14 protein-coding genes are annotated in these 20815 nt (G+C 74.8%); 3 read left to right on the top strand and 11 right to left on the bottom strand.

The window, feature by feature from the left end; all coding sequences use genetic code 11:
• Nucleotides 1-4: 4 nt before the first annotated feature.
• Nucleotides 5-418 (bottom strand): hypothetical protein, encoded by a 414-nt coding sequence (locus ACWD4U_RS04525; RefSeq protein ID WP_363450117.1) that lies wholly within the window; start codon nt 416-418, stop codon nt 5-7.
• Nucleotides 419-577: 159 nt separating this feature from the next.
• Entirely contained in the window at nt 578-2764 is a 2187-nt protein-coding gene (locus ACWD4U_RS04520) for an ATP-dependent DNA helicase UvrD2 (protein ID WP_363450278.1), read from the bottom strand.
• 263 nt (nt 2765-3027) lie between these two features.
• On the opposite strand from ACWD4U_RS04520, the gene ACWD4U_RS04515 reads away from it, so the two are divergent.
• Nucleotides 3028-3279 (top strand): mycoredoxin, encoded by a 252-nt coding sequence (locus ACWD4U_RS04515; RefSeq protein WP_363450119.1) that lies wholly within the window; start codon nt 3028-3030, stop codon nt 3277-3279.
• A 162-nt stretch (nt 3280-3441) separates the two neighbouring features.
• On the opposite strand, the gene ACWD4U_RS04510 is transcribed toward ACWD4U_RS04515, so the two are convergent.
• Entirely contained in the window at nt 3442-4230 is a 789-nt protein-coding gene (locus tag ACWD4U_RS04510; protein ID WP_363450121.1) for a GntR family transcriptional regulator, read from the bottom strand.
• 186 nt (nt 4231-4416) lie between these two features.
• Between ACWD4U_RS04510 and ACWD4U_RS04505 the strand changes: the two genes are divergently transcribed.
• On the top strand, nt 4417-4944 hold the full coding sequence (locus ACWD4U_RS04505) for an ATP-binding protein (RefSeq protein WP_363450123.1): 528 nt from the start codon (nt 4417-4419) through the stop codon (nt 4942-4944).
• Between the two features lie 69 nt (nt 4945-5013).
• Here ACWD4U_RS04505 and nudC read toward each other — a convergent pair whose 3' ends face one another.
• The 5 genes from nudC to ACWD4U_RS04480 form a co-directional block, all read right to left on the bottom strand.
• On the bottom strand, nt 5014-5955 hold the full coding sequence (nudC, locus tag ACWD4U_RS04500) for an NAD(+) diphosphatase (protein ID WP_363450125.1): 942 nt from the start codon (nt 5953-5955) through the stop codon (nt 5014-5016).
• Nucleotides 5956-6007: 52 nt separating this feature from the next.
• Nucleotides 6008-7405, bottom strand: a complete 1398-nt coding sequence (locus tag ACWD4U_RS04495; protein ID WP_363450127.1) for a dipeptidase — start codon at nt 7403-7405, stop codon at nt 6008-6010.
• Between the two features lie 74 nt (nt 7406-7479).
• Nucleotides 7480-10314 (bottom strand): FtsX-like permease family protein, encoded by a 2835-nt coding sequence (locus ACWD4U_RS04490; RefSeq protein WP_363450129.1) that lies wholly within the window; start codon nt 10312-10314, stop codon nt 7480-7482.
• Entirely contained in the window at nt 10311-11075 is a 765-nt protein-coding gene (locus tag ACWD4U_RS04485) for an ABC transporter ATP-binding protein (protein WP_363450131.1), read from the bottom strand. Before ACWD4U_RS04485 ends, ACWD4U_RS04490 begins: the two co-directional genes overlap by 4 nt.
• Nucleotides 11076-11091: 16 nt before the next feature.
• Nucleotides 11092-11733 (bottom strand): PadR family transcriptional regulator, encoded by a 642-nt coding sequence (locus ACWD4U_RS04480; protein ID WP_363450133.1) that lies wholly within the window; start codon nt 11731-11733, stop codon nt 11092-11094.
• Between the two features lie 77 nt (nt 11734-11810).
• On the opposite strand from ACWD4U_RS04480, the gene ACWD4U_RS04475 reads away from it, so the two are divergent.
• Complete coding sequence (locus ACWD4U_RS04475) at nt 11811-12728, top strand: endonuclease/exonuclease/phosphatase family protein (protein WP_363450135.1); 918 nt, start codon at nt 11811-11813, stop codon at nt 12726-12728.
• A gap of 136 nt (nt 12729-12864) precedes the next feature.
• Here ACWD4U_RS04475 and ACWD4U_RS04470 read toward each other — a convergent pair whose 3' ends face one another.
• The 3 genes from ACWD4U_RS04470 to ACWD4U_RS04460 form a co-directional block, all read right to left on the bottom strand.
• Nucleotides 12865-14073: a PP2C family protein-serine/threonine phosphatase gene (locus tag ACWD4U_RS04470; protein ID WP_363450137.1), complete on the bottom strand. Its 1209-nt coding sequence runs from the start codon at nt 14071-14073 to the stop codon at nt 12865-12867.
• A 196-nt stretch (nt 14074-14269) separates the two neighbouring features.
• A complete protein-coding gene (locus ACWD4U_RS04465) occupies nt 14270-17491 on the bottom strand; it encodes an ATP-dependent DNA helicase (RefSeq protein ID WP_363450139.1) in 3222 nt (1073 codons plus the stop codon).
• A complete protein-coding gene (locus ACWD4U_RS04460) occupies nt 17478-20729 on the bottom strand; it encodes an ATP-dependent helicase (RefSeq protein WP_363450141.1) in 3252 nt (1083 codons plus the stop codon). Before ACWD4U_RS04460 ends, ACWD4U_RS04465 begins: the two co-directional genes overlap by 14 nt.
• Nucleotides 20730-20815: the final 86 nt, after the last annotated feature.

Here is a 20815-nt window from a genome sequence, read left to right as displayed (position 1 = left end):
TCCGTCAGGGTTGTTCGCTCCAGGGTTCAGGCCCGCGGAAGGCCCGCATCCGGACGGCTTCGGCGCCGGAAACGGCGGCCTCGGCCAGGGAGATCTGCTGATCCTGCTGCTTGACTCCGGCGCCGACGACCGCCGCATAGCGCCCATGGGCCGCTTCTGCCGCTACTGCCTTCGACGCCTTGGTCGGTCGCTCGTCGCGCAGCGAAATGCCGCCGCCGAACGTCGCCCAGTCACGGGACGGACCCGCCTCGACACGGGTGCCCTCAGCATTGCCCAGGCCACTGACAAGGCAGTGGCTGGTCGCCAGGGCGCCGGCGTTGCCGCCGAACGCGTCGAGACCCAGACCCGTCACGAGAGAACGCGCGGGCATGGCAAGGACGGTCTGACCGGTCACTTTGGTGCTCAGGATGATCTCCACTGTCCTCGCCTCCTCTCGGCGTCTCGCGGTTCCCGGTCGCCCGGGTTCCGGTATCTGGTTGATGGTCAGCGCACGCAGAAACAAGCCCTCTGCGAGCTTTGCGGTCTCGTCCCCTTGACCGCTCCGGCAGGCTATTGCGCCGTACATGCGGCGCGCAAACTATTTTTCCGGCGAGTTCTCGGGCGGGTTCCCGCCCGGCTCCCCGTCGGACTCCTCAACGGAATCAGCGACGGTCTCCGGACTCTCCCCCGCACACAACAAGAGCACGTCGGCGCCGTACTTGTCCAGCTTCAGGGCGCCCACTCCGGAGATCCGGGACAGCTCGGCGAGGCTGCCCGGGACGTCCTCGGCGATGGCGGTCAGGGTGGCGTCGGTGAACACCACGTAGGCCGGGGCGCCCTGTTCCTTGGCCCGGCGGGCCCGCCACTCGCGCAGCCGCTCGTACAGCGCCTCGTCCATGGTCGACGGGCAGCCCTCGCAGCGGCGGAGCTTGCGCTCGACGGCGTCGGTCAGCGTGCGCTCGCAGACCCGGCACTTGACCGGGCCGCGGACCCGGCGGGCGGCGGAGCGGTCGGCGCCCGGCTCGATGCCGCCGCGGCCGCCGCGGGTGCGCGGGCCGGCGGCGGAGGAGCCGGGGCGCAGGCCGTCCAGGAAGCGGGTGGGCTTGCGGGAGGCCCGGCCGCCCGGGGAGCGGGAGAGCGCCCAGGAGAGGGTGAGGAAGCGGCGGGCCCGGGTGACCCCGACGTAGAGGAGGCGGCGCTCCTCCTCGACCTGCTCGTCGGTCTTGGCGTAGATGATCGGCATGGTGCCCTCGGTCAGGCCGACCAGGAAGACCGCGTCCCACTCCAGGCCCTTGGCGGCGTGCAGCGAGGCGAGCGTGACGCCCTCGACCGCGGGGGCGTGCTGCGCGGCGGCGCGGGCGTCGAGCTCGGCGACGTAGGCCGCGAGGTCGGCGCGCTCGCCGGCGGCGAGGCGGGCGGACTCGAACTCCTCGGCGAGCCGGACCAGCGCGTTCAGCGACTCCCAGCGCTCGCGGACCGCGCCGGAGCCGGCCGGCGGGGTGGCCGCGAAGCCGCGGGTGGCCAGCACCGCGCGGACCTGGGCGGCGAGGTCGGGCGCGCCGGAGGTGAGCGGGTCGTCCGCGGCGCGGGCGGCGCCCTTCAGCAGGACGCCGGCCTCGCGGACCTCGGGGCGCTCGAAGAACCGCTCGGCGCCCTTCAGCTGGTAGGAGATGCCGAGGTCGGACAGCGCCTGCTCGTACACCTCGGACTGGCTGTTGGTGCGGAACAGCACCGCGATCTCGCTGGCCCGCACGCCGGTGCCGAGCAGGTCGCGGATCAGCCGGCCGGTGGCCTCGGCCTCGGTGGGCTCGTCGGCGTACTCCCGGTAGACCGGCTCGGGGCCGGCCTCGCGCTGGGAGATCAGCTCCAGGCGGTGCTGGGCGGCCTGGCCGCGGGCCTGGGCGAGCAGGCCGTTGGCCAGGTGGACCACCTGCGGGGTGGAGCGGTAGTCGCGCACCAGCTTGACCACGGTGGCCTCGGGGTGGCGCTGACGGAAGTTCAGCAGGTAGTCCGGGGTGGCGCCGGTGAAGGAGTAGATGGTCTGGCTGGCGTCGCCGACCACGCAGAGGCTGGCGCCGCCGCCCGTCCACTGGTCCAGCAGGCGCTGCTGGAGCGGGGAGACGTCCTGGTACTCGTCGACCGTGAAGTGCCGGTACTGGGCGCGCACCCGGTCGGCGATCTCCGGGCGGTCCTCCAGGATGGCGGCGGTGAGCAGCAGCACGTCCTCGAAGTCGATCAGGCCGCGGTCGCGCTTGGTCTGCTCGTAGGCGGCGTAGACGCGGGCGATCTCGGCCGGGTCGCGCGGGGCCTCGCGGCCGGACTTGGCGATCGCGGACGGGTAGTCGTCGGGCACCAGCTGGGTGACCTTGGCCCACTCGACCTCGGCGGTCAGGTCGCGCAGTTCGGTGCGCTGGACCCGCAGGCCGCTGCGGCCGGCCGCCTCCGCGACCAGCTGGACCTTGCGCTCCAGCAGCCGGGGCAGCTCGCCGCCGACCGCGCGCGGCCAGAAGTACTGGAGCTGGCGCAGCGCGGCGGAGTGGAAGGTGCGGGCCTGCACGCCCTCCGCGCCGAGCTGGCGGAGCCGGCCGCGCATCTCGCCGGCCGCGCGGGCGGTGAAGGTGACGGCGAGCACCTGCTGCGGCTGGTAGACGCCGCTGCGCACGCCGTAGGCGATCCGGTGCGTGATGGCCCGGGTCTTGCCGGTGCCGGCGCCGGCCAGCACGCAGACCGGGCCGTGCAGGGCGGTGGCGACGGCCCGCTGCTCGGGGTCGAGTCCGGCCAGCACGGCGTCCGCGCCGGACGCGGGGCCGCCGCCGCGGTCCTCGAAGGGGCTGTCAAGGCCGAGGAGTTCTTCCTGCATGCTCTCCATCCTCGCAGGCGTGCCCGACAGTCCGGGGTGCGCTGTCCACAACCCCGGCAGGCTCATCGGATAATCACAGCCGTCAGTCGCCGCGGAGCCGTGCGCCGCCGCGGAATGGCCGCGGGCCGCCGGACGTTGCACCCGGCGACCGTTCGCCTCCCGTCCGTCGATCGAAGGAGTCTCCTGCCATGTCCGGCACCGTCACGATGTACAGCACGACCTGGTGCGGCTACTGCAACCGCCTCAAGAGCCAGCTGGACCGCGAGGGCATCGGCTACACCGAGATCAACATCGAGCAGGACCCGGCCTCGGCGTCCTTCGTGGAGTCCGTGAACAACGGCAACCAGACGGTGCCGACCGTGATCGTGGTCTCCGCCGCCGGCGAGCAGAGCGTGATGACCAACCCGAGCCTGCGCCAGGTCCAGGCCGCCCTGGTCTGATCAACCCGAGAAAGGCCTGATCAACCCGGGAAACGATCCGGTCGCTTTCGATCGGAACCCGCATTCCGCCGCCGTTCGAATTCCCCGGTCCGCCGGGGCCGGACGGCGGCGGAATTGCGCCGGCCGCCGGAATTCCCGCGGAATTGGCCGGTCCGGAATGGCTCAGCCCGCCGGGGTGCGGTCGCCGAGTTCGAAGAGCAGCCGGGCCCGGTCGGCGGCGTAGCGGGTCTCCACCACCCGGATCGGGCCGCGCCGGTCGCGGGTGACCCGGGTCTGCACCAGCAGCGGCACGCCGGGCCCGACGCCGAACCAGGCGGCCTCGGCGGGGTCGGGCATCCGGGCGGTGAGGTGGTCGGTGGCGGAGGTCTCGGCGCGGCCGAGTTCGGCCAGTATCCGCTCGTCCCCGCCGGGCACCGGGAGTTCGTCCATCAGCGGGGTGCCGGCGGCCAGTCCGGCCCGGTAGTGGCTCTCCTCGATGGCGTACGGCTCCTGGTCGACCCGGCAGAGCTGACGGCGCATCATCACGGTGTCCTCGGGCCGCAGTCCGAGCCATTCGGCGATGTCGCGGCGGGCCCGCACCGCCCAGACCTCGAAGTCGACGGTGAGCTGCCGGCCGGTGGCCCGGGCCTCGGCCGCGTACACCTCGGCGCTGGGCGGCAGCGGCTGGTGGCGCGGGGGCGTCCGGGGCGGGGCGTACACCCGGTGGTCGTGCCGGGCGCGGTGGCGCAGGTAGGTGCCCTTGCCCTGGATCCGCACCACCCGGCCCTCGTTGACCAGCACGTCGACGGCGAGCCGGACGGTGTTGCGGGCCACCCCGTACTGCTCCTCCAGTTCGCCCTCCACCGGCAGCCGGCCGCCGCCCTGCCATTCGCCGGCCTCGATGCGGCGGCGCAGATCGGCGGCCAGCCGCTGGTACTTCGGTGACGGCACAGTGCCGCGGGGGATCGTCACGCGAGTGAATGTAGCCATTCTGCTTGCGCCATTTCAGCGGAACCCGCCAACATTGGCCGGGATTGGGGATTCCGCATCCCTTCCGAATCACTGTGGACCGCATTGGAACATTTCCGTCGGCGGTCCGGACGGCGGATCGGGCTCCCCCCACAACCGCACATCCACGCACACTCCGGGGGCCGATCCATGCCCGTGAGCAGTACCCCGCAGCGACTCGGCACAGCGTCCGAGGCCCACGACCCCTCCGGCGCCGCCGGGCGCCCCGGCCGGGACCTCCCGGCGGCCGAGCACGGCATCTGGACCGTGTCGGCGACCTTCCCGCCGTGTCCGCGCAACGTCGCGCTGGCCCGGCGGCTGGCCACCGTCTCACTCGCCGCCTGGAACGCCTCCGGGCTGGCCGAGGCCGCCGAGCTGGTGGTCTCCGAACTGGTCACCAACGCGATCCGGTACGGCCGGGGCGCGGTCTCGCTGGACCTGACACTCGATCAGGACGGGCTGCGGATCGCGGTGGCGGACTACGGTCCGGCGCTGCCCGAGGCCCGGGAGGCCGCCGACGGGGACGCCGGCGGGCGCGGCCTGGCGATCGTCAGCGCGCTCTGCGACCACTGGTCGGTGACCACCCGGCTGACCGGCAAGACGGTGGAGTGCCTGCTCCCGCCGGACGGCGCCGGGCCGGCCGCCGAGCCGGACCGGCCGGGCGCCGGGCAGGACTGACCGGCGGCCGACCGGCGGATGCACCACGGGGGCGTGCGGAGTGATCCACACGCCCCCGCAGTGATCCGTTCACCAGCGGGCCGCCGACGGCAGCGGTTCTCCGTACCAGAGCTCCACCAGGTGGCGGGCGATCGAGATGCCGGAGGGCGGCACGATGTCGCCCGCGGCCATCCCGGCCCGCAGTTCCTCGCGGGTGAACCAGCGGGCCTCGGAGAGCTCCTCGCCGTCCACCTCGATCTTGGTGCCGGCCGGGTCGGCCGTGCCGAGGAAGCCCAGCATCAGGCTGGACGGGAACGGCCAGGGCTGGCTGGCCACGTAGGTCGCCTCGGCGACCCGCACGCCCGCCTCCTCCAGCACCTCGCGGGCCACCGCCTGCTCGATCGACTCGCCGGGCTCGACGAACCCGGCCAGCGTCGACCAGCGGCCCTCCGGCCACAGCGCCTGCCGGCCCAGCAGGCAGCGCCCCTCCTCGTCGGTGATCAGCATGATCACCGCCGGGTCGGTGCGCGGGTAGTGCTCGGCCGCACAGGAGGTGCACCGGCGCAGGTGCCCGGCGCCGGCCTTCTCGGTGCGGTGCCCGCAGCGCGAGCAGAAGGTGTGCAGCCGGTGCCAGTGCTCCAGGGCCACGGCGTGCACCAGCAGTCCGGCGTCCCGGTCGGAGAGCGAGCCGCCGACCTCGCGCAGCCCGGCGGGGCGGGCGTCGCCGTCCAGCCGGCCGGGCAGCGACTCGCAGTCCAGCGCGAAGTAGTGGACGCCCGCGTCGTCGGTGCCGAGGAAGTACCGGTCGCCGCTCTCCGGGGCCTCGAAGGAGGGCAGCAGCACCAGTTCGGTGCCGCTGCCGGCGTCCACCACGAACGCCTCGCCGCCGGAGATCGGCAGCACCTTGGTGGAGGGGTGGCTCCACGCCGCGGCGAGCCACGGCTCGTCCAGCCGGCGGTGCGCCGCCCGGTCCAGCCCGGCGCGGGCCAGTGCGAGGTGCTTGCTGTCGGGCGCGCTGCTCAACTCGTCCATCCCCAGGTCGCTTCGGCGGGCTCTCGGTTCGGCAGGGTGCAGGGCCGGCGGGTCATCGCCGGAAGTTCTCGGCGAGGTCGCCCCACAGGTAGGCGGAGGTCTCGACGCCCTTGCGCAGCAGGTCCAGCTCGACCTTCTCGTTGACGGAGTGCCAGCCGTCCGAGGGCACCGAGATGCCGAGGAAGAGCACCGGCGCGCCGAGCACGTCCTGCAGGTCGGCGGCGGGTCCGGAACCGCCCTCCCGGGTGAACAGGATCTCCTGCTCGAAGGCCCGGCCCATCGCCCGGACGGTCGACTGCAGCGCCGGGTGGTCCAGCGGGGTCAGGCAGGGACGGGTGGCGCCGGGGAAGACGATCGCGTGCCGGATGCCGTCCGGGACCTGCTCGGCGACCCAGGCGGCGACCGCCTCGCGGACCTTCTCCACCTCCTGCCCGGCGACCAGCCGGAAGGACAGCTTCAGGTGCGCCTCGGCCGGGACGATGGTCTTGCCGCCGGGGCCGGTGTAGCCGCCCCAGATGCCGTTGACCTCGGCGGTGGGCCGGGCCCAGACCCGCTCCAGGGTGGTGTAGCCGGCCTCGCCCTGGGTGCCGTACGACTTCGCGGTGCGCAGCCACTGCGCCTCGTCGAAGGGCAGCTTGGCGAACAGCTCCCGCTCCTGCTCGGTGAGTTCGACCACGCCCTCGTAGAAGCCGGGGACCGCCACCTTGCGCTCGGCGTCGTGCAGGCCGGCCGCCAGCGCGGCGGCCACGTCGGCCGGGTTGGGGACGGCGCCGCCGAAGGAGCCGGAGTGGATGTCGCTGTCCGGGCCGTACAGGTCGATCTGGCAGTCGGCCAGGCCGCGCATGCCGGTGCAGACGGTCGGGGTGGTCTCGTTCCACATGCCGGTGTCGGAGACCACCACCACGTCGGCGGCCAGCCGCTCGGCCTCGCGCCGGATCAGTGCGGCGAAGTTCGGCGAGCCGGACTCCTCCTCGCCCTCGATCAGCAGCTTGAGGTTGACCGCGGGGGCGGTGCGGCCGGTGGTGTCGAGGTGGGCGCGCACCCCGAGGGTGTGGAAGAAGACCTGGCCCTTGTCGTCGGCGGCGCCGCGCGCGTACAGCCGGCGGCCGACCACGGTGGGCTCGAACGGCTCGGTCTCCCAGCCGTCCGCCTTGGCGGCGGGCTGCACGTCGTGGTGGCCGTAGACCAGCACGGTCGGCGCGTCCGGCTCGCCGGACGGCCACTCGGCGAAGACCGCCGGCAGCCCGTCCGTCTCCCACACCTCGGCGACCGGGAACCCGGTCTCGCGCAGCTTGCCGGCCAGCCACTCGGCGGAGCGGCGGACCTCCCCGGCCCGCTCCGGGTCGGCGGAGACGGACGGGATGCGCAGCCAGTCGGCGAGGTCGGCCAGGAAGGCGGCCTCGTGCTGGTCGATGAAGGAGCGGACGGCGCTGTCCGGGGTTTTCGTCATACGGACGACTTTAGTTCGCCCGAGCGGGTGCGTGCCCACGGCCTCCCCCCGCCGTGAGCACCGTCACCCGCGGGTCAGGCCGCGCGCCGGGTCAGGGTGATCCGGGAGCGGGTGAGGAGTGCCGCCAGGGCTAGGGCGAGCAGCGGGAGGCCGACCGCGGTGGCCAGCAGCTGGGCCCACGGGACGGCGATCACGGTGTCCGGGACCTTGTCCAGCGGGCCGAGGAAGCGCTTCTGCCCCTGGCCCTCCAGCAACCGCAGGGCGACCGCGGGCACCACGCCGCAGACCGTGCCGAGCACCGCGCCCATCGCGGCGATCACGCCGCACTGGAAGCCGCTCAGCCGGCGCCGGATCCCGCCGTGCGCGCCGACCGCGGCCAGCGTCGTCAGGTCCTGCTGGGAGTCGGCGGCGGCCAGGCCGGTGGCGATGCCCGCCGCGCCGAGCGCGACCAGGCCGGCGAAGGCGGTCAGGCCGATCGTGAACAGGCTGTCGTTGGAGCGGTAGCCGCGCTCCACGGTCAGGCTGGCACCGTCGTCCTGCGCGGCGACCGCGGCGGTGGTCTTCTGCTCCGCGGTCGAGGACGGCGGGGCGGCGGGCTGCCACAGCGAGCCGACCACGACGCTGTCCAGGCCCGCGGCCTTGGCGGCGGCCGGGCTGAGCAGCACGGTGCCGTACGGGTGCGGGGAGGACACCGCCACGGCGTCCACGGCGATCTGACGGGTGCTCGGCTCCGGCTGGGCCGCGCCGCCGGAGGTCGGCGACGTGACGTTCTCGATCTCCAGCGTGGTCCGGCCGTCCTTGAGGTAGTCCGGCAGGAAGACCAGCGCCTTGCCGGCCGCCAGCGCCTGCTCGGCGGCCGGGTCGTGCACCCCGAACAGCAGGTGCAGCGCGGCGGCGTCGCCCACCGCGATGTTGCCGAACTCGCCGTAGCCACCGCTGCGGAGGCCGTCGCTGTGGCAGCGCGGGTCGTTCCGGGCGGCGGCCATCGCCCCGGGGTCCGGCCGGCCGACGCCGTCGAGCGGGCAGCGCAGTTCCTCGCGCTTCAGCGGCCGGATGTAGGCGCAGCCGCGGGAGGGGTGCTGCCGGCACTGCTCGCCGGTCCGCAGGTCGCCGATGTCGGCGCGCTCGCCGAGGTCGGCGACGTTGCGCTGGACGGCGTCGCGCAGCGCGGACAGCCGGCCCGGGTCGCCGTCCGTTCCCCATCCGATCTGCACCGAGACCGCGCCGGAGGGCAGCATCGCCACGTAGTCGCGGCGGCTCTGCTCGTCGGCGCTGGCGGTGTAGATGCCCACCGCGACCGAGCCGGCCACGGCGGCCATCACGGCGGCCACCGCGGGTGCGGTGCGGCCGCGGTGCCGGACCGCGTCGCGCAGCGCCAGCCGGGGGCTGAGCGGCAGCATCCGGCCGAGTCGACCGAACAGGCCGACCAGGGTGGGCGTGCACAGCACCATGCCGAGTTCGGCGATCGCCGAGCCGCCGAGCAGGCCGACCGTCACCGCGCGTCCGGCGGCGGCGGTGCCGAGCGCCACCGTGCTGCCGGCCACCACCATGACCAGGCCGAGCACCGCGATGATCCGGTTGGCGGGCTTGATCGAGCCGCGGCCGGTGAGCGCCTCGACGACGTCCTGCCGGGACGCCTGGACGGCGGGCACCACGGCCGCGAGCAGGCCGGTGACCAGGCCGACCGCGGCGATCGCCAGCAGGTCCAGCGGTTCCAGGGCGAAGTGCCCGAAGCGGCTGCCGGCCAGGTCCTCGGCGAGCGGCCGGAAGACCGCGACCAGGGCGATCGCCAGCACCACGCCGACCATCGCGCCGGCCAGGCCGAGCACCACGCCGCCGCCGAGCACCACCGCCCGTACGTGCGCCCGGTCGCCGCCGCCGGCCGCGAGCAGGCCGAGCTGGCGGCGCGAGCGGCGGGCGCCGACCGCGAACGCCGGACCGGCGAGCAGGACGATCTCCAGCAGCGCCATGCCGACCACGGTCGCCAGGATCGCCAGCGCGGTGGTGCTGACCCCGGCGCTGCTCCAGCCGTGCTTCGCCATCTCGGTGTAGTACGGCACGTCGGCGCGGGCGGGCGGGTCGACCAGCACGGCCCGGCTGGTGACCACGAAGCCGATCTGGTTCAGCTTCAGCACCGCCGGCCAGTCCAGCGCGGCGGACCCGGTGGGCAGGCTGACCAGCCAGCTGTGCGGGTCGGCGTTGACCTTGTCCTTGGGGGACTCGGCGAGCGCCTGGAAGAGCGCGCCGGGCCGGCCCACCAGCTCGACCCGCTTCAGGTCGCCGGGGTACTCCACCACGCCGGTGATGGTGTACGGCTTGCCCTCCAGGCCGTGCAGCGCGGTGGCGTCGCCGATCCGCAGCTTGGACTGGTCGAGGAAGGCCTGGGTGACGGCGATCTGCTGGGGCTGGCTGGGCGCGCTGCCGCCCACCAGGTCGACCATGCCCTTGCGCAGCGGCAGGGTCAGGTCGGCCTCGGTGAGGCCGACGCTCATCCGGCCTTCCTTGGTGGTGGTCGTGGTGCGCGGCCCGCTGCCCTCGGGGGTGAGGGTGGTGCCGGGCGGCAGCAGCGCGGCGAGCGCCTCGGCGGGCGTGCCCTCGCGGGCCCGCTTCTGCTCGGCGGTGGGCGTCTCGGTGCCGTCGCCCTGGGTCATGGTGCCGCTCTGCGGGTCGGGTGCCTGCAGGATCGTCCTGCCGAGGTCCGACGCGGTGATCATCGCGTCGGCCCGCCCCATCACCCGGGTGGCGTGCTCCGCGGGGCTGAGGTCGGCGGAGCGGAGCATCACGTCCGCGCCGGTGACGCCGAGCACCGGCAGCGCGATCATCGCCAGCACCAGGGCGCTGCGGCCCTTGGCGCGGACGGCGTCGCGGCGGGCGATCCGCAGCGCGGAGCGCCAGGCGGTGAGCCTCACTGCTCTTCGCCCTTCACCGAGTTGGCGGCGGCGGTGACCAGCAGGCTGGCGGCGTCCTGCCGGACGGTCTCGTCGACCAGCAGGCCGTCGCGCAGGAAGACCACACGGTCCGCCCAGGCCGCGTGCCGGGCCTCGTGGGTGACCATCATGGCGGCGGCGCCGGCGTCGCAGCGGGCTCGCAGCACCGAGAGGACGGCCTCGCCGGTGGTGGAGTCCAGCGCGCCGGTCGGCTCGTCGGCGAGCACCAGCCGGCGCTCGCCGATCAGCGCCCGGGCGATGGCGACCCGCTGCTGCTGGCCGCCCGACATGTCGTCGGGGAAGCGGTCGGCCAGCTCGCCGATGCCCAGCTCCGCCAGCGCGGCCAGCGCCTCGCGGCGCGCGGCCCGGGTCGACAGGCCGTCCAACTCCCGTGGCAGCGCGATGTTCTCGGCCGCGGTCAGGGCCGGTATCAGGTTGTAGTCCTGGAACACGTAGCCGACCGCGCGGCGGCGGACGGCCGCCTGCTGCTTGCGGTTCAGCTCGCCGAGGACCACGCCCTCCACCAGCACCCGGCCGCCGGTCGGGCTGTCCAGACCGCCCGCCAGCGTCAGCAGGGTGGACTTGCCGGACCCGGAGGGCCCCATCACGGCGACGAGTTCGCCGGGGAACACCTTCAGGTCGACCGAGCGCAGCGCGTGCACCTCGGCCGCGCCGTGGCCGTGCACCCGGCTGACCTGGTCCAGGTGCAGCACCGGTTCGGCGGGCTTGAGTTGATCGGACATCGCTCCCCCAGGAGTTTCAGAGTCGGCCGCGACTGCGGCCTCGGACGGTGCGGCGCTCGGCCGTCGGCACAGCGGGCTGCGCGGGCGCGGCCGGGTCGGGCGCGGACGGCGCCTCGGCGGACCGCCGCTCGGCGCGCTGGCCGAGCCGGGACTCGCAGTGGTCCAGCCAGCGGATCTCCGCCTCGGTCTGGAAGATCAGCTGCTCCAGCACCAGCAGCCAGGCCAGGTCCCCGTCGCCGCCGTGGTCGGCGGCCAGTGCCTGGCCCTTGAGCCGGGTGTAGTCCTGCAGTGCCCGCATGCTGTGCCGGCGCTGGCCCTGCACCACGGCGGCGACGTCCACGCCGGGGACGGTCACCGCCATCGCCAGCTTGATCGCCAGCTCGTCGCGCGGCGGATTGGTACGCGGCACCGGGGTGTCGAACCACCGGCGCAGTTCCGCGCGTCCCTCATCGGTGACGGCGTAGAACTGGTGCCCCTCGGCGTCCTCGCCGGCGGGCTCGACCATGCCGTCCCGCTCCAGCCGGCCCAGCGTGGTGTACACCTGGCCGACGTTCAGCGGCCAGGTCGCGCCGGTGCGCGCCTCGAACTCGGTTCGCAGCTGGTAGCCGTAGCGGGGGCCCTGGTCGAGCAGGGCGAGCAGGCCGTGACGGATCGACATACCGAGTATGTATACCCGGTATGCTCCCCCTACTCAAGCGGCCCTGGCGTTCACACCCACCCGGTACGGTCGGGCCCGTGACCACTCTGCGGATCGCCACGTACAACCTGCTGCACGGCCAGCCGGTGGCCCCCGACGGCAGCCCCGCGCCGTTCCCGGCCGACCCCGGCGCACCGCTCGCCGAGGCGGTCGCCGCCCTCGACGCGGACGTGCTCGCCCTCCAGGAGGTCGACCGCCACCAGGACCGCTCCGGCCGCACCGACCAGGCCGCCGTCGCCGCCAAGGCGATGGGCGCCACCGACTGGCGGTTCGCCGCCGCGCTGCACGGCACCCCCGCCCCGTCGGCCGGCTGGGTCACCGACCCCGCCGTCCCCGGACTCCAGGTCTACGGCCCCGACGACCTCGACGCCGCCACCGGCCAGCCCTCCTACGGCACCGCGCTGCTGACCCGGCTCCCCGTCCTGCACTGGCGGGCCCGCCGCTTCGCCCCCGCGCCCTTCGGCCTCCCGCTACGGGTCGCCGGCCGCCGCGGCCTCACACCGGTGCCGGACGAACCCCGCGCCGCACTCGCCGCCGTCCTGGCCGGCCCCGGCGGCGAGTTCACCGCGGTCGCCGCCCACCTCTCCTTCGTGCCGGGCTGGAACGTCGCACAACTCGCCGCGATCCGGCGCTGGATCGCCGACCTGCCGCAGCCCTACCTGGTCCTCGGCGACTTCAACCTGATCGGCGCCGTCCCCCGCACCGTCCTCGGCTCCGCCCACGCGATCCAGCGCACCGCGCGACGCGAACGCGTCCGCACCGCCCGCCGCACCCGCCTCCAGGGCTGGTACGACCTGGCCCGCACCCCCACCTACCCCTCCCACCGCCCCAGCGTCCAGTTCGACCACATCCTCGGCATCGGCGTCCCCCGCAACACCGTCGGCTCCGTCTCCGCCCCCCGCACCGAGGTCTCCGACCACCGGCCCCTGGTGGTCGACGTACAGATGGGTCTTTAGGGGCCCTGGGGGTACCTCCCGGCCCCCCTTGGGGCTGGGGGCGGAACGGCGGGAGTGCGTGGCGGTCGGGGTCACAGGGCGCTGCGAGGTCTGGGCGCATGGAGGTCTCCGAAGACCCCCAGCCGGCTCGAGACCGTCAGGCACTCGCCTCGCAGTTCCCCGAGCCACCAGGTGTTGCCACTTCAGGCGCTGCCATCTGCTGCGGCAGCACGACCGGCTCGAACTGCAGCATCAGCATCGCCGCGTCGTCCCCCAGCTTGTGCCCCACGTGCCGCACCACGTCGTCGTGCAGGCGTCGCAGGACGTCGACCGGGCCGCCGTCGGCGATCAGGGGCAGCCGGTCCGTCAGGGGGTAGAACGCGCCGCGGTGGTCACGGGCCTCGATCACGCCGTCGGTGTACAGCAGGACCCGGTCGCCGGGCTCGACGGGGACGGTCTGCAGCGGGGGGCAGACGTCGGCGGGGTCGAGGACGCCGAGCGGGGGGACGGTGTCGTCGAGGGCGAGCAGGCGGACGCCGTCCTCGCGGAGCAGGATCGGCGGGGGGTGGCCGCAGTTGGCGATCTCCAGGACGCCGTCGGGGCGGACGCCGATGAGGACCAGGGTGACGAACTCCTCCTCGACGCCGGGATGGTCGTTCTCGTGGAGGGCGCGGTCGAGGCTGACGGCGAGCCAGCCGGCGACGCGGTCGAGGGCGGGTTCCTGGTGGGCCGCCTCGCGGAAGGCGCCGAGGACGGCGGCCGCGGTCTCGACGGCGGCGAGGCCCTTGCCGCGGACGTCGCCGACCACCGCACGGACGCCGTGCCGGGTGTTGACGACTTCGTAGAGGTCGCCGCCGATGGAGGCGTGCGCGGCGGCGGCGGCGTAGCGGACGGCGGCGCGGACCGGCCCGACCCGGTCGGGGACGGAGCGCAGCAGGACCCGGCGGGCGATCTCGGCGACCAGCTGGGCCTCGGCGAGGGCGAGTTCCTGACGGAGTCTCAGGGTGGCGCTGACGTAGCCGATGCCGGCGACCAGGACGATCGCGGCGACGGTGGCGGTGTGCACGGACTGGCCGAGCACGCCGTTGTACCAGGCCATGGCGAAGGCGCAGGCCTCGGCGAGGGCGCCGATCAGCAGCGGGTACCAGGTGCGGCGGCTGACCACCGCGGCGAGGGCCGGGACGGCGGTCAGCGCGGGTTCGACGGTGACCTGACTGTTGGTGAGGAAGTCGAGGGAGACCACCAGCAGCATGCCGATCAGCGGCAGTGCGTGGGAGGTCTTGGGCCAGGTTCCGGTCACGGTGCCGGGTGCCGGCCCGGGGTTGGGGCCGCGCAGGACGTCCCTGATCCATCCGGTCGCGCTCAAGGTCGGTCTCTCCAGCGGGAGGTGCGGGTGCGGCGGGGCACCTGCGGGTGTTGACGGGTGGTCAGGGGTGGCGCCCTGACGGCGGCCGGAGTACGGGTGGTGACCGGTTACCGACCCCACAATAGGCACGAAACGTGCACGGCGCACACGTTTCGAACGAGCTGGTGACGAGTTGAATGCTCTGCGTGACTCTTTCTTACCTATTCCCGATCAGAAGATCGCTCAACTCTTTTCGGCCGGGAAGTCCTGACGGAGTCTCGATCCGGCCGCTGCGGACGTGGCAGAACGAGGCCGTGACCTGCTCCGGCGGGACGCCCGCCTGTTCCGCCCAGGCGAGCCGGTAGATCGCGAGCTGCAGCGGGTCGGCGCTCTCCTCGCGGCCGGTCTTCCAGTCGACCACCTCGTACCGCGGTGACCCTGAGCCACCGTCGGCGCCCCGGTACACCGCATCGATCCGGCCGCGCACCACCCGTCCCGCGAGCACCAGTTGGAACGGGGCCTCGACCCGGTACGGGGTGCGGTGGGCGTACGGGCCGCGCAGGAAGGCCTCCTTGAGGCGTTCCAGGTCGCGTTCGTCCTCGATCTCCTCGGCGTCCAGGCCGGGCAGGGCGTCGGGGCCGAACAGCGCGTCGGGGCCGAGCAGCAGCGGCTGGTCGTAGCGGGACTGCACCCAGGCGTGGAAGCGGGTGCCGCGGCGGGCGGCGGGCGCGGGCGGACGGGGCATCGGGCGGGCGAGCTCCCAGGCGAAGCCGTCGGGGTCGGCGGCCAGCCGCATCAGCTCGGAGGCGGAGAGCGAGGCGGGCAGTTCGACCTCCCGGACGGTGCGCCGGGAGCGTTCCAACTCGCCGAGCAGGGCGGTCAGGTCGCGGTCCCAGGAGGCGACCAGCCGCTGGTCCTCGACGGCCATCGGCTCGGGTTCCGGGGCGGGCGCGCCGTCGAGGCGGCGGCGGACCACCTCGGCGACCCGGCGGCGGGCGAGCTGGGCGTCCGGGTCGAGCGGCAGCGGCCAGGGGGTCTCCACCGAGACGTCGAACGCCGGGTTCTCGGCGTCGGGCAGCGGCTCCTCGGCCCAGTGCTCGATCTCGCCGTTGCCGGGCGCCTCGCAGTGCGCGCGCACCTGCAGCAGGAAGTCGGACGGGCCGCGGCGGCGCTTCTGGGACGGCCCCCACCAGTGTCCGGAGGCCAGCAGCAGGCTCCGCGGGCGGGTGAACGCGACGTAGCCGAGCCGGAGTTCCTCGACCGCCCCGTGCGCGGTCGTCTCCTTCTTGAACAGGCCGATGCCCTTGGCGTTCCACTCGGGGTCGGCGGGCAGGGTGGCGGCGTCGCCGCGCAGCGCGTGCGGCAGCACCTTGCGGGTGGAGGTCCAGCGCTCGCGGCCCTGGCCGGACGGGAAGCCGCCCTTGACCAGGCCGGGGACGGCGACCACGTCCCACTCCAGGCCCTTGGACTTGTGCGCGGTGAGCACCTTGACGGTGTCCTCGCCGCCGGGCAGGCCGGCGTCCAGGCCGCGTTCGTACTCCTGGGCGGCGCGCAGGAAGGCCAGGAAGGCGGCGAGTCCCGGGTCGCCGTCCAGGTCGGCGAAGGAGGCGGCGACGTCCAGAAAGGAGTGCAGGGTCTCCCGCCGGCGGGCGGCCAACGCCAGCGGGGAGGCGGAGAGTTCGACCTCCAGGCCGGTGGCGGCGAGCACCCGGTGCAGCACGTCCATCAGCGGTTCGGCCAGCGCCCGGCGCAGTTCGCGGATCTCCCGGGCGAAGCGGGCGAAGCGCACCCGGGCCTCCGGGGAGAACGGCAGCTCGTCGGGCTGTTCGGCGTCGACGAAGGTCTCCAGCGCGTCGGCCAGCGAGACCACCTCGGTGGGGTCGGTCTCGGCGACGGCGGCGGCGAGGGGGTCCTGGTCGCCGAGCCGGGCGGTGCGCACCAGGTCGGCGGCGCGGCGGCCGAGCAGGGCGAGGTCGCGCGGGCCGATCCGCCAGCGCGGGCCGATCAGCAGCCGGACCAGCGCGGCGTTGGCGGTGGGGTCCTGGAGCACCTCGCAGACCGCCACCAGGTCGGCAACTTCCGGAAGTTGGAGCAGTCCACCGAGGCCGACCACCTCGACCGGGACCTGCCGGGCGACCAGCGCGGCGTGGATGTCGGGGAAGGAGCTGCCGGCCCGGCAGAGCACCGCGATCCGGCCGGGCGCGGTGCCGGTGCGGACCAGGTGGGCGATCGAGTCGGCCAGCCAGTCCACCTCCTCGGCGTGGGTGGGCAGCAGCGCGGTCCGCACGTAGCCGTCGAGTTCGGCGCCGGGCGCGGGCCGCAGCGCCTCCACGCCCTCGTGCATCTCCCGCAGCGGGGCGGCGAGTTCGTTGGCGAAGGCGAGCAGTCGGCCGCCGCTGCGGCGGTTCTCGCTGAGCGCGAAGCGGTACCCGGGACTGCCGTCGGAGCGCGGGAAGTGGTGGGGGAAGTCGTCCAGGTTGGCGACCGAGGCGCCGCGCCAGCCGTAGATCGCCTGGCAGGGGTCGCCGACCGCGGTGACCGGGTGGCCGGCCCCGGTCGATCCGCCGAACAGCCCGGCCAGCATCAGGCGTTGGGCGACCGAGGTGTCCTGGTACTCGTCCAGCAGCACCACCCGGTACTGCTCGCGCAGCAGCCGGCCGACCTCGGGGCGCTGCTGGGCGAGCCGGGCGGAGGCGGCGATCTGGTCGCCGAAGTCGAGCAGGCCGAGCTGCTGCTTGCGGGCCCGGTAGTCCTCGACCAGGTGCAGCAGTTCCTGCCGGCCGCGGGCGGCCTTCGGGACGGCCCGGAGGTCGTCGTTGCTCAACCGGACGCCGGCCAGGGTGTCGAGCAACTCCTGGTCGTACGACCGAAGTTGCGCGGGTTCGACCAGGTGCTCGGCCAACTCGGAGTCCAGCGCGATCAGTTCGGCGACCAGCGCGCTGAAGGTGCCGGTCAGCGCCGGGAACGGGCCGCGGGCCTGGCGCAGCACCCGGGCGGCGAGCTGGAACCGGGTGGCGTCGGCGAGCAGCCGGACGTCCGGCTCTATGCCCAGCCGCAGGCCGTGCTCCTTGAGCAGGGTGCCCGCGAAGGCGTGGTAGGTGGAGATCTGCGGCTCGCCCAGCGCGTCCTCGTCCTGGTCGCGCACGCCGGCCCGCAGCAGCGAGGCCCGGACGCGTTCGGCGAGTTCGCCGGCGGCCTTGTTGGTGAAGGTCAGGCCGAGCACCTGCTCGGGGCGCACCGCGCCGGAGCCGACCAGCCACACCACTCGGGCGGCCATCACGGTGGTCTTGCCGGAGCCCGCGCCGGCCACGATCACGCCGGGTTCCAGGGGCGCGCCGATCGCCGCCACCTGCTCGCCGTTGAACGGGATGCCGAGCAGTTCGCGGAGCTGTGCGGGGTGTTCCAGCAGCCCGGCCTCCAACGGCTCAGTCGACGACATGCCGCCCGTCCCGCTGCGCGGAGCAGCTACCGCGGAAGGCGCAGCGTCCGCAGCGCTCGCCCGCGGTGGGGGTGAACCGCTCGGCGAGGACCTTCCCGGCGGTGTCGACCAGCAGGTCCTCGATCCACGGGGTGCTGTCGTCCGGCAGTTGCCGCTGCACCTTGGGGGCGTCCGGGTCGCCCTTGGCGGGCTCGCGCAGGTGGACCAGCTCGGCACCGCCGGGTGTCGCGCCGTCCTCGAAGCCGGGCAGGCCGTCGAGTGCGCCGCCGCGCACCGCGAGCTGGTAGACGGCGAGTTGGCGGTGGTCGGGGAGCGACTTCTCGGTGGGGATCTGCTTGCCGGTCTTGAAGTCGACGACGTACGCGCGGCCCACCGCGTCGGTCTCGACCCGGTCCATCGAGCCGCGGATGCGCACCGCGACGCCGCCGACGTCGAGGGTGAGGTCGAAGCCGTGCTCGGTGGCCACCGTGGTGCGGTCGCGCTCCAGCACGTGCCAGCGCAGGAAGCGCTCCAGGGCGGCGCGGGCCTCGGTCTTCTCCTGCTGGGACTTCCACGGCGCGTCGAAGGCCAGCGCGTCCCAGACCGTGTCCAGGCGCTCCATCAGCACGGCCAGGTCGGCGGGGGTGCGGCCGGAGCCGACCTCGTCCGCCAGTGCGTGCACCACGTTGCCGAAGCCCTGGGCGGCGCTGGCGGTCCGGCCGGCCTGCACGTCCTTCTCCAGGAACCACTGCAGGGTGCAGGACTCCAGCTGCTCCAGGCCGCTGCCGGACAGCCGCACCGGTGCCTGCGGCTCGCGCAGCGGCTGCGGGGCGGCGGTGGCGTCCACCAGCCCCCACCACTGGTCGGGGTGGGCGGCGGGGACGAGCGGGCGGCCCTCCTCGTCGAGGGCGGCGGCGAGCGTGGCGAGCCGTTCGGCGGCGGCCCGGCGCAGCTGCGGGGAGCGGTCCGGGTCGACGGTGACGGCGCGCAGTTCGGCGACCAGCGCGGGGACCGACAGCGGGCGGCGCGGGCGGGCGGTGACGTCGGCGACCTGCACCTGCGGGGTGCGCTCCAGCACCCGGCCGGTGCGCGGGTCGACGGTCTCCCGGTACAGCTCGCGCAGGAACCGGGACGGCTCGTCGCCGTCCTCGGCGGGAGCCTTGACGGCGGTCACCACCAGCCGGTCCTTGGCGCGGGTGGCGGCGACGTAGAACAGCCGGCGCTCCTCGGCGAGCAGCGCGGCCGGGGAGAGCGGCTCGGCGAGGCCGTCCCGGCCGATCCGGTCGGCCTCCAGCAGCGAGCCGCGGCGGCGCAGGTCGGGCCACAGGCCGTCCTGCACGCCGGTGACCACCACCAGCCGCCACTCCAGGCCCTTGGCGCGGTGGGCGGTCATCAGCCGGACCGCGTCGGGGCGCACGGCGCGCACGTGCAGGGTGTCGGCGGCGATGTCCTGCGCCTCGACCTCGGCGAGCAGGTCGAGGGCGCCGCGGTGGCCGCTGACCCGCTCCTCGGCGCGGGCGGCGGTCTCGAACAGGGCGCACAGCGCGTCCAGGTCGCGGTCGGCGTTGCGGCCGGCCGGGCCGCCGCGCAGCGCGGCGCGCTCCAGGCGCTCGCGCCAGCGCCTGGAGCCGTCCCACAGCTCCCACAGGGCCTCCTCGGCGCTCGCGCCGCCGGCCAGCAGCTCGCGGACCTTGCGCAGCAGCAGCCCGAGTTCGTAGGCGCGGCGGGCGTAGGAGGCGTCCACCAGGGCCAGCAGCTCGGGCTGGGCGAGCGCCTCGCGGACCAGTTCCTCGGCGGGGCGGACCACGCCGGGGGTGCCCTCGGCGGCCAGCGCGCGGCGTTCCTCCTCGCGCAGGGTGCGGCCGAGCCGGCGCAGGTCGGAGCCGTCCAGCGCGGCGAGCGGGCCGGTGAGCAGGGTGTGCGCGAGCTCCGCGGTCAGCGCGGCCTCGCCCTCGGCGCAGACCCGCAGGGCGAGCAGCAGCGGGGTGACGGCGGGCTCCTCGCGCAGCGGCAGGTCGTCGCCGTCGATCTCCAGCGGGACGCCCGCGGCGGACAGCGCGCGGCGGACGCCCGGTATCGACCGGCCGCCGGCCCGCACCAGCACCGCCATCTCGCCCCAGGGGACGCCGTCCTCCAGGTGGGCGCGGCGCAGCAGGTCGGCGACCGAGTCGAGTTCGGCGCCGGGCGTCGGGTAGGTGTACACCTCGACCGCGCCGCCCTCGCGGGACGGCAGCAGCGCGCGGTGCGCGGCGAGCTTGTCTGCGGGCAGCCGGCTCATCGGCATCCGCCGGGCGAGCTCGCGGGAGGCGGCCAGCAGCACCGCGCCGGAGCGCCGGGAGACCCGCAGCACCTTCACCTCGGCGGGGCGGCCGTCGGCGCGGCGGAAGGTGTCGGGGAACTCCAGGATGCCGTTCACGTCCGCGCCGCGGAACGCGTAGATCGACTGGTCGGGGTCGCCGACCGCGACCAGGTCCCGGCCGCCGCCGGCCAGCCGCCGCAGCAGCCGGACCTGCGCCGGGTCGGTGTCCTGGTACTCGTCGACGAAGACCACGTCGTAGCGCGCGCGCAGTTCGGCGGCGCCCTCCTCGCGCTCGGCGAGCAGCACGGCGCGGTGCACCAGCTCGGCGTAGTCGAGCACCCCGCGCAGGTCCAGGACGTCCAGGTACTCGGCCAGGAAGTGCGCGGCGGCCGCCCAGTCGGGACGCTGGACTCCCTCCGCGAAGCGCGCCAACTCGGCTTCGCCGAGGCCGAGTTCGCGGCTCCGGGCGAGCACGGCGCGGACTTCGTCGGCGAAGCCGCGGGTGGTCAGGCAGGCCCGCAGGTCGAGCGGCCAGTGGATGGTGCCGGTGCCCGCCTTCGCGTCCTCGGCGCCGCCGGCCAGCAGCTCGCGGACCATCACGTCCTGCTCGGGGCCGGACAGCAGCCGCAGCGGCTCGGCGTACTCCTCGGGCGGCTGGTGGGCGCGCAGCAGGGCGTAGCAGAACGAGTGGAAGGTGGTGGCCTGCGGGGCGGTGGCGCCGATCCGGGCGGTCATCCGGTCGCGCAGCTCCATCGCGGCCTTGCGGCTGAAGGTGAGCACCAGCACCCGCTCGGGGGCGGTACCGCGCTCGATCCGCCGGGCGACCGCCTCGACCAGCGTGGTGGTCTTCCCGGTGCCCGGCCCGGCGAGCACCAGCAGCGGCCCCGACGCGTGCTCGACCACCGCCCGCTGGTAGTCGTCCAGCGCGGGCGGGTCGGGCTGCGCGAGGGGGCTGCGCACCAGGCGGAACGGTGAGGTCACTGCGGTAGGTCCAGGGTCGTACGGCGGTTCGGCGGGCGGTGGCGGCAGGACCGCCCGCACCGAGC

The sequence above is a fragment of the Kitasatospora sp. NPDC002522 genome (genome assembly GCF_053595195.1).
This window is presented reverse-complemented; position numbering and strand designations above follow the sequence as displayed.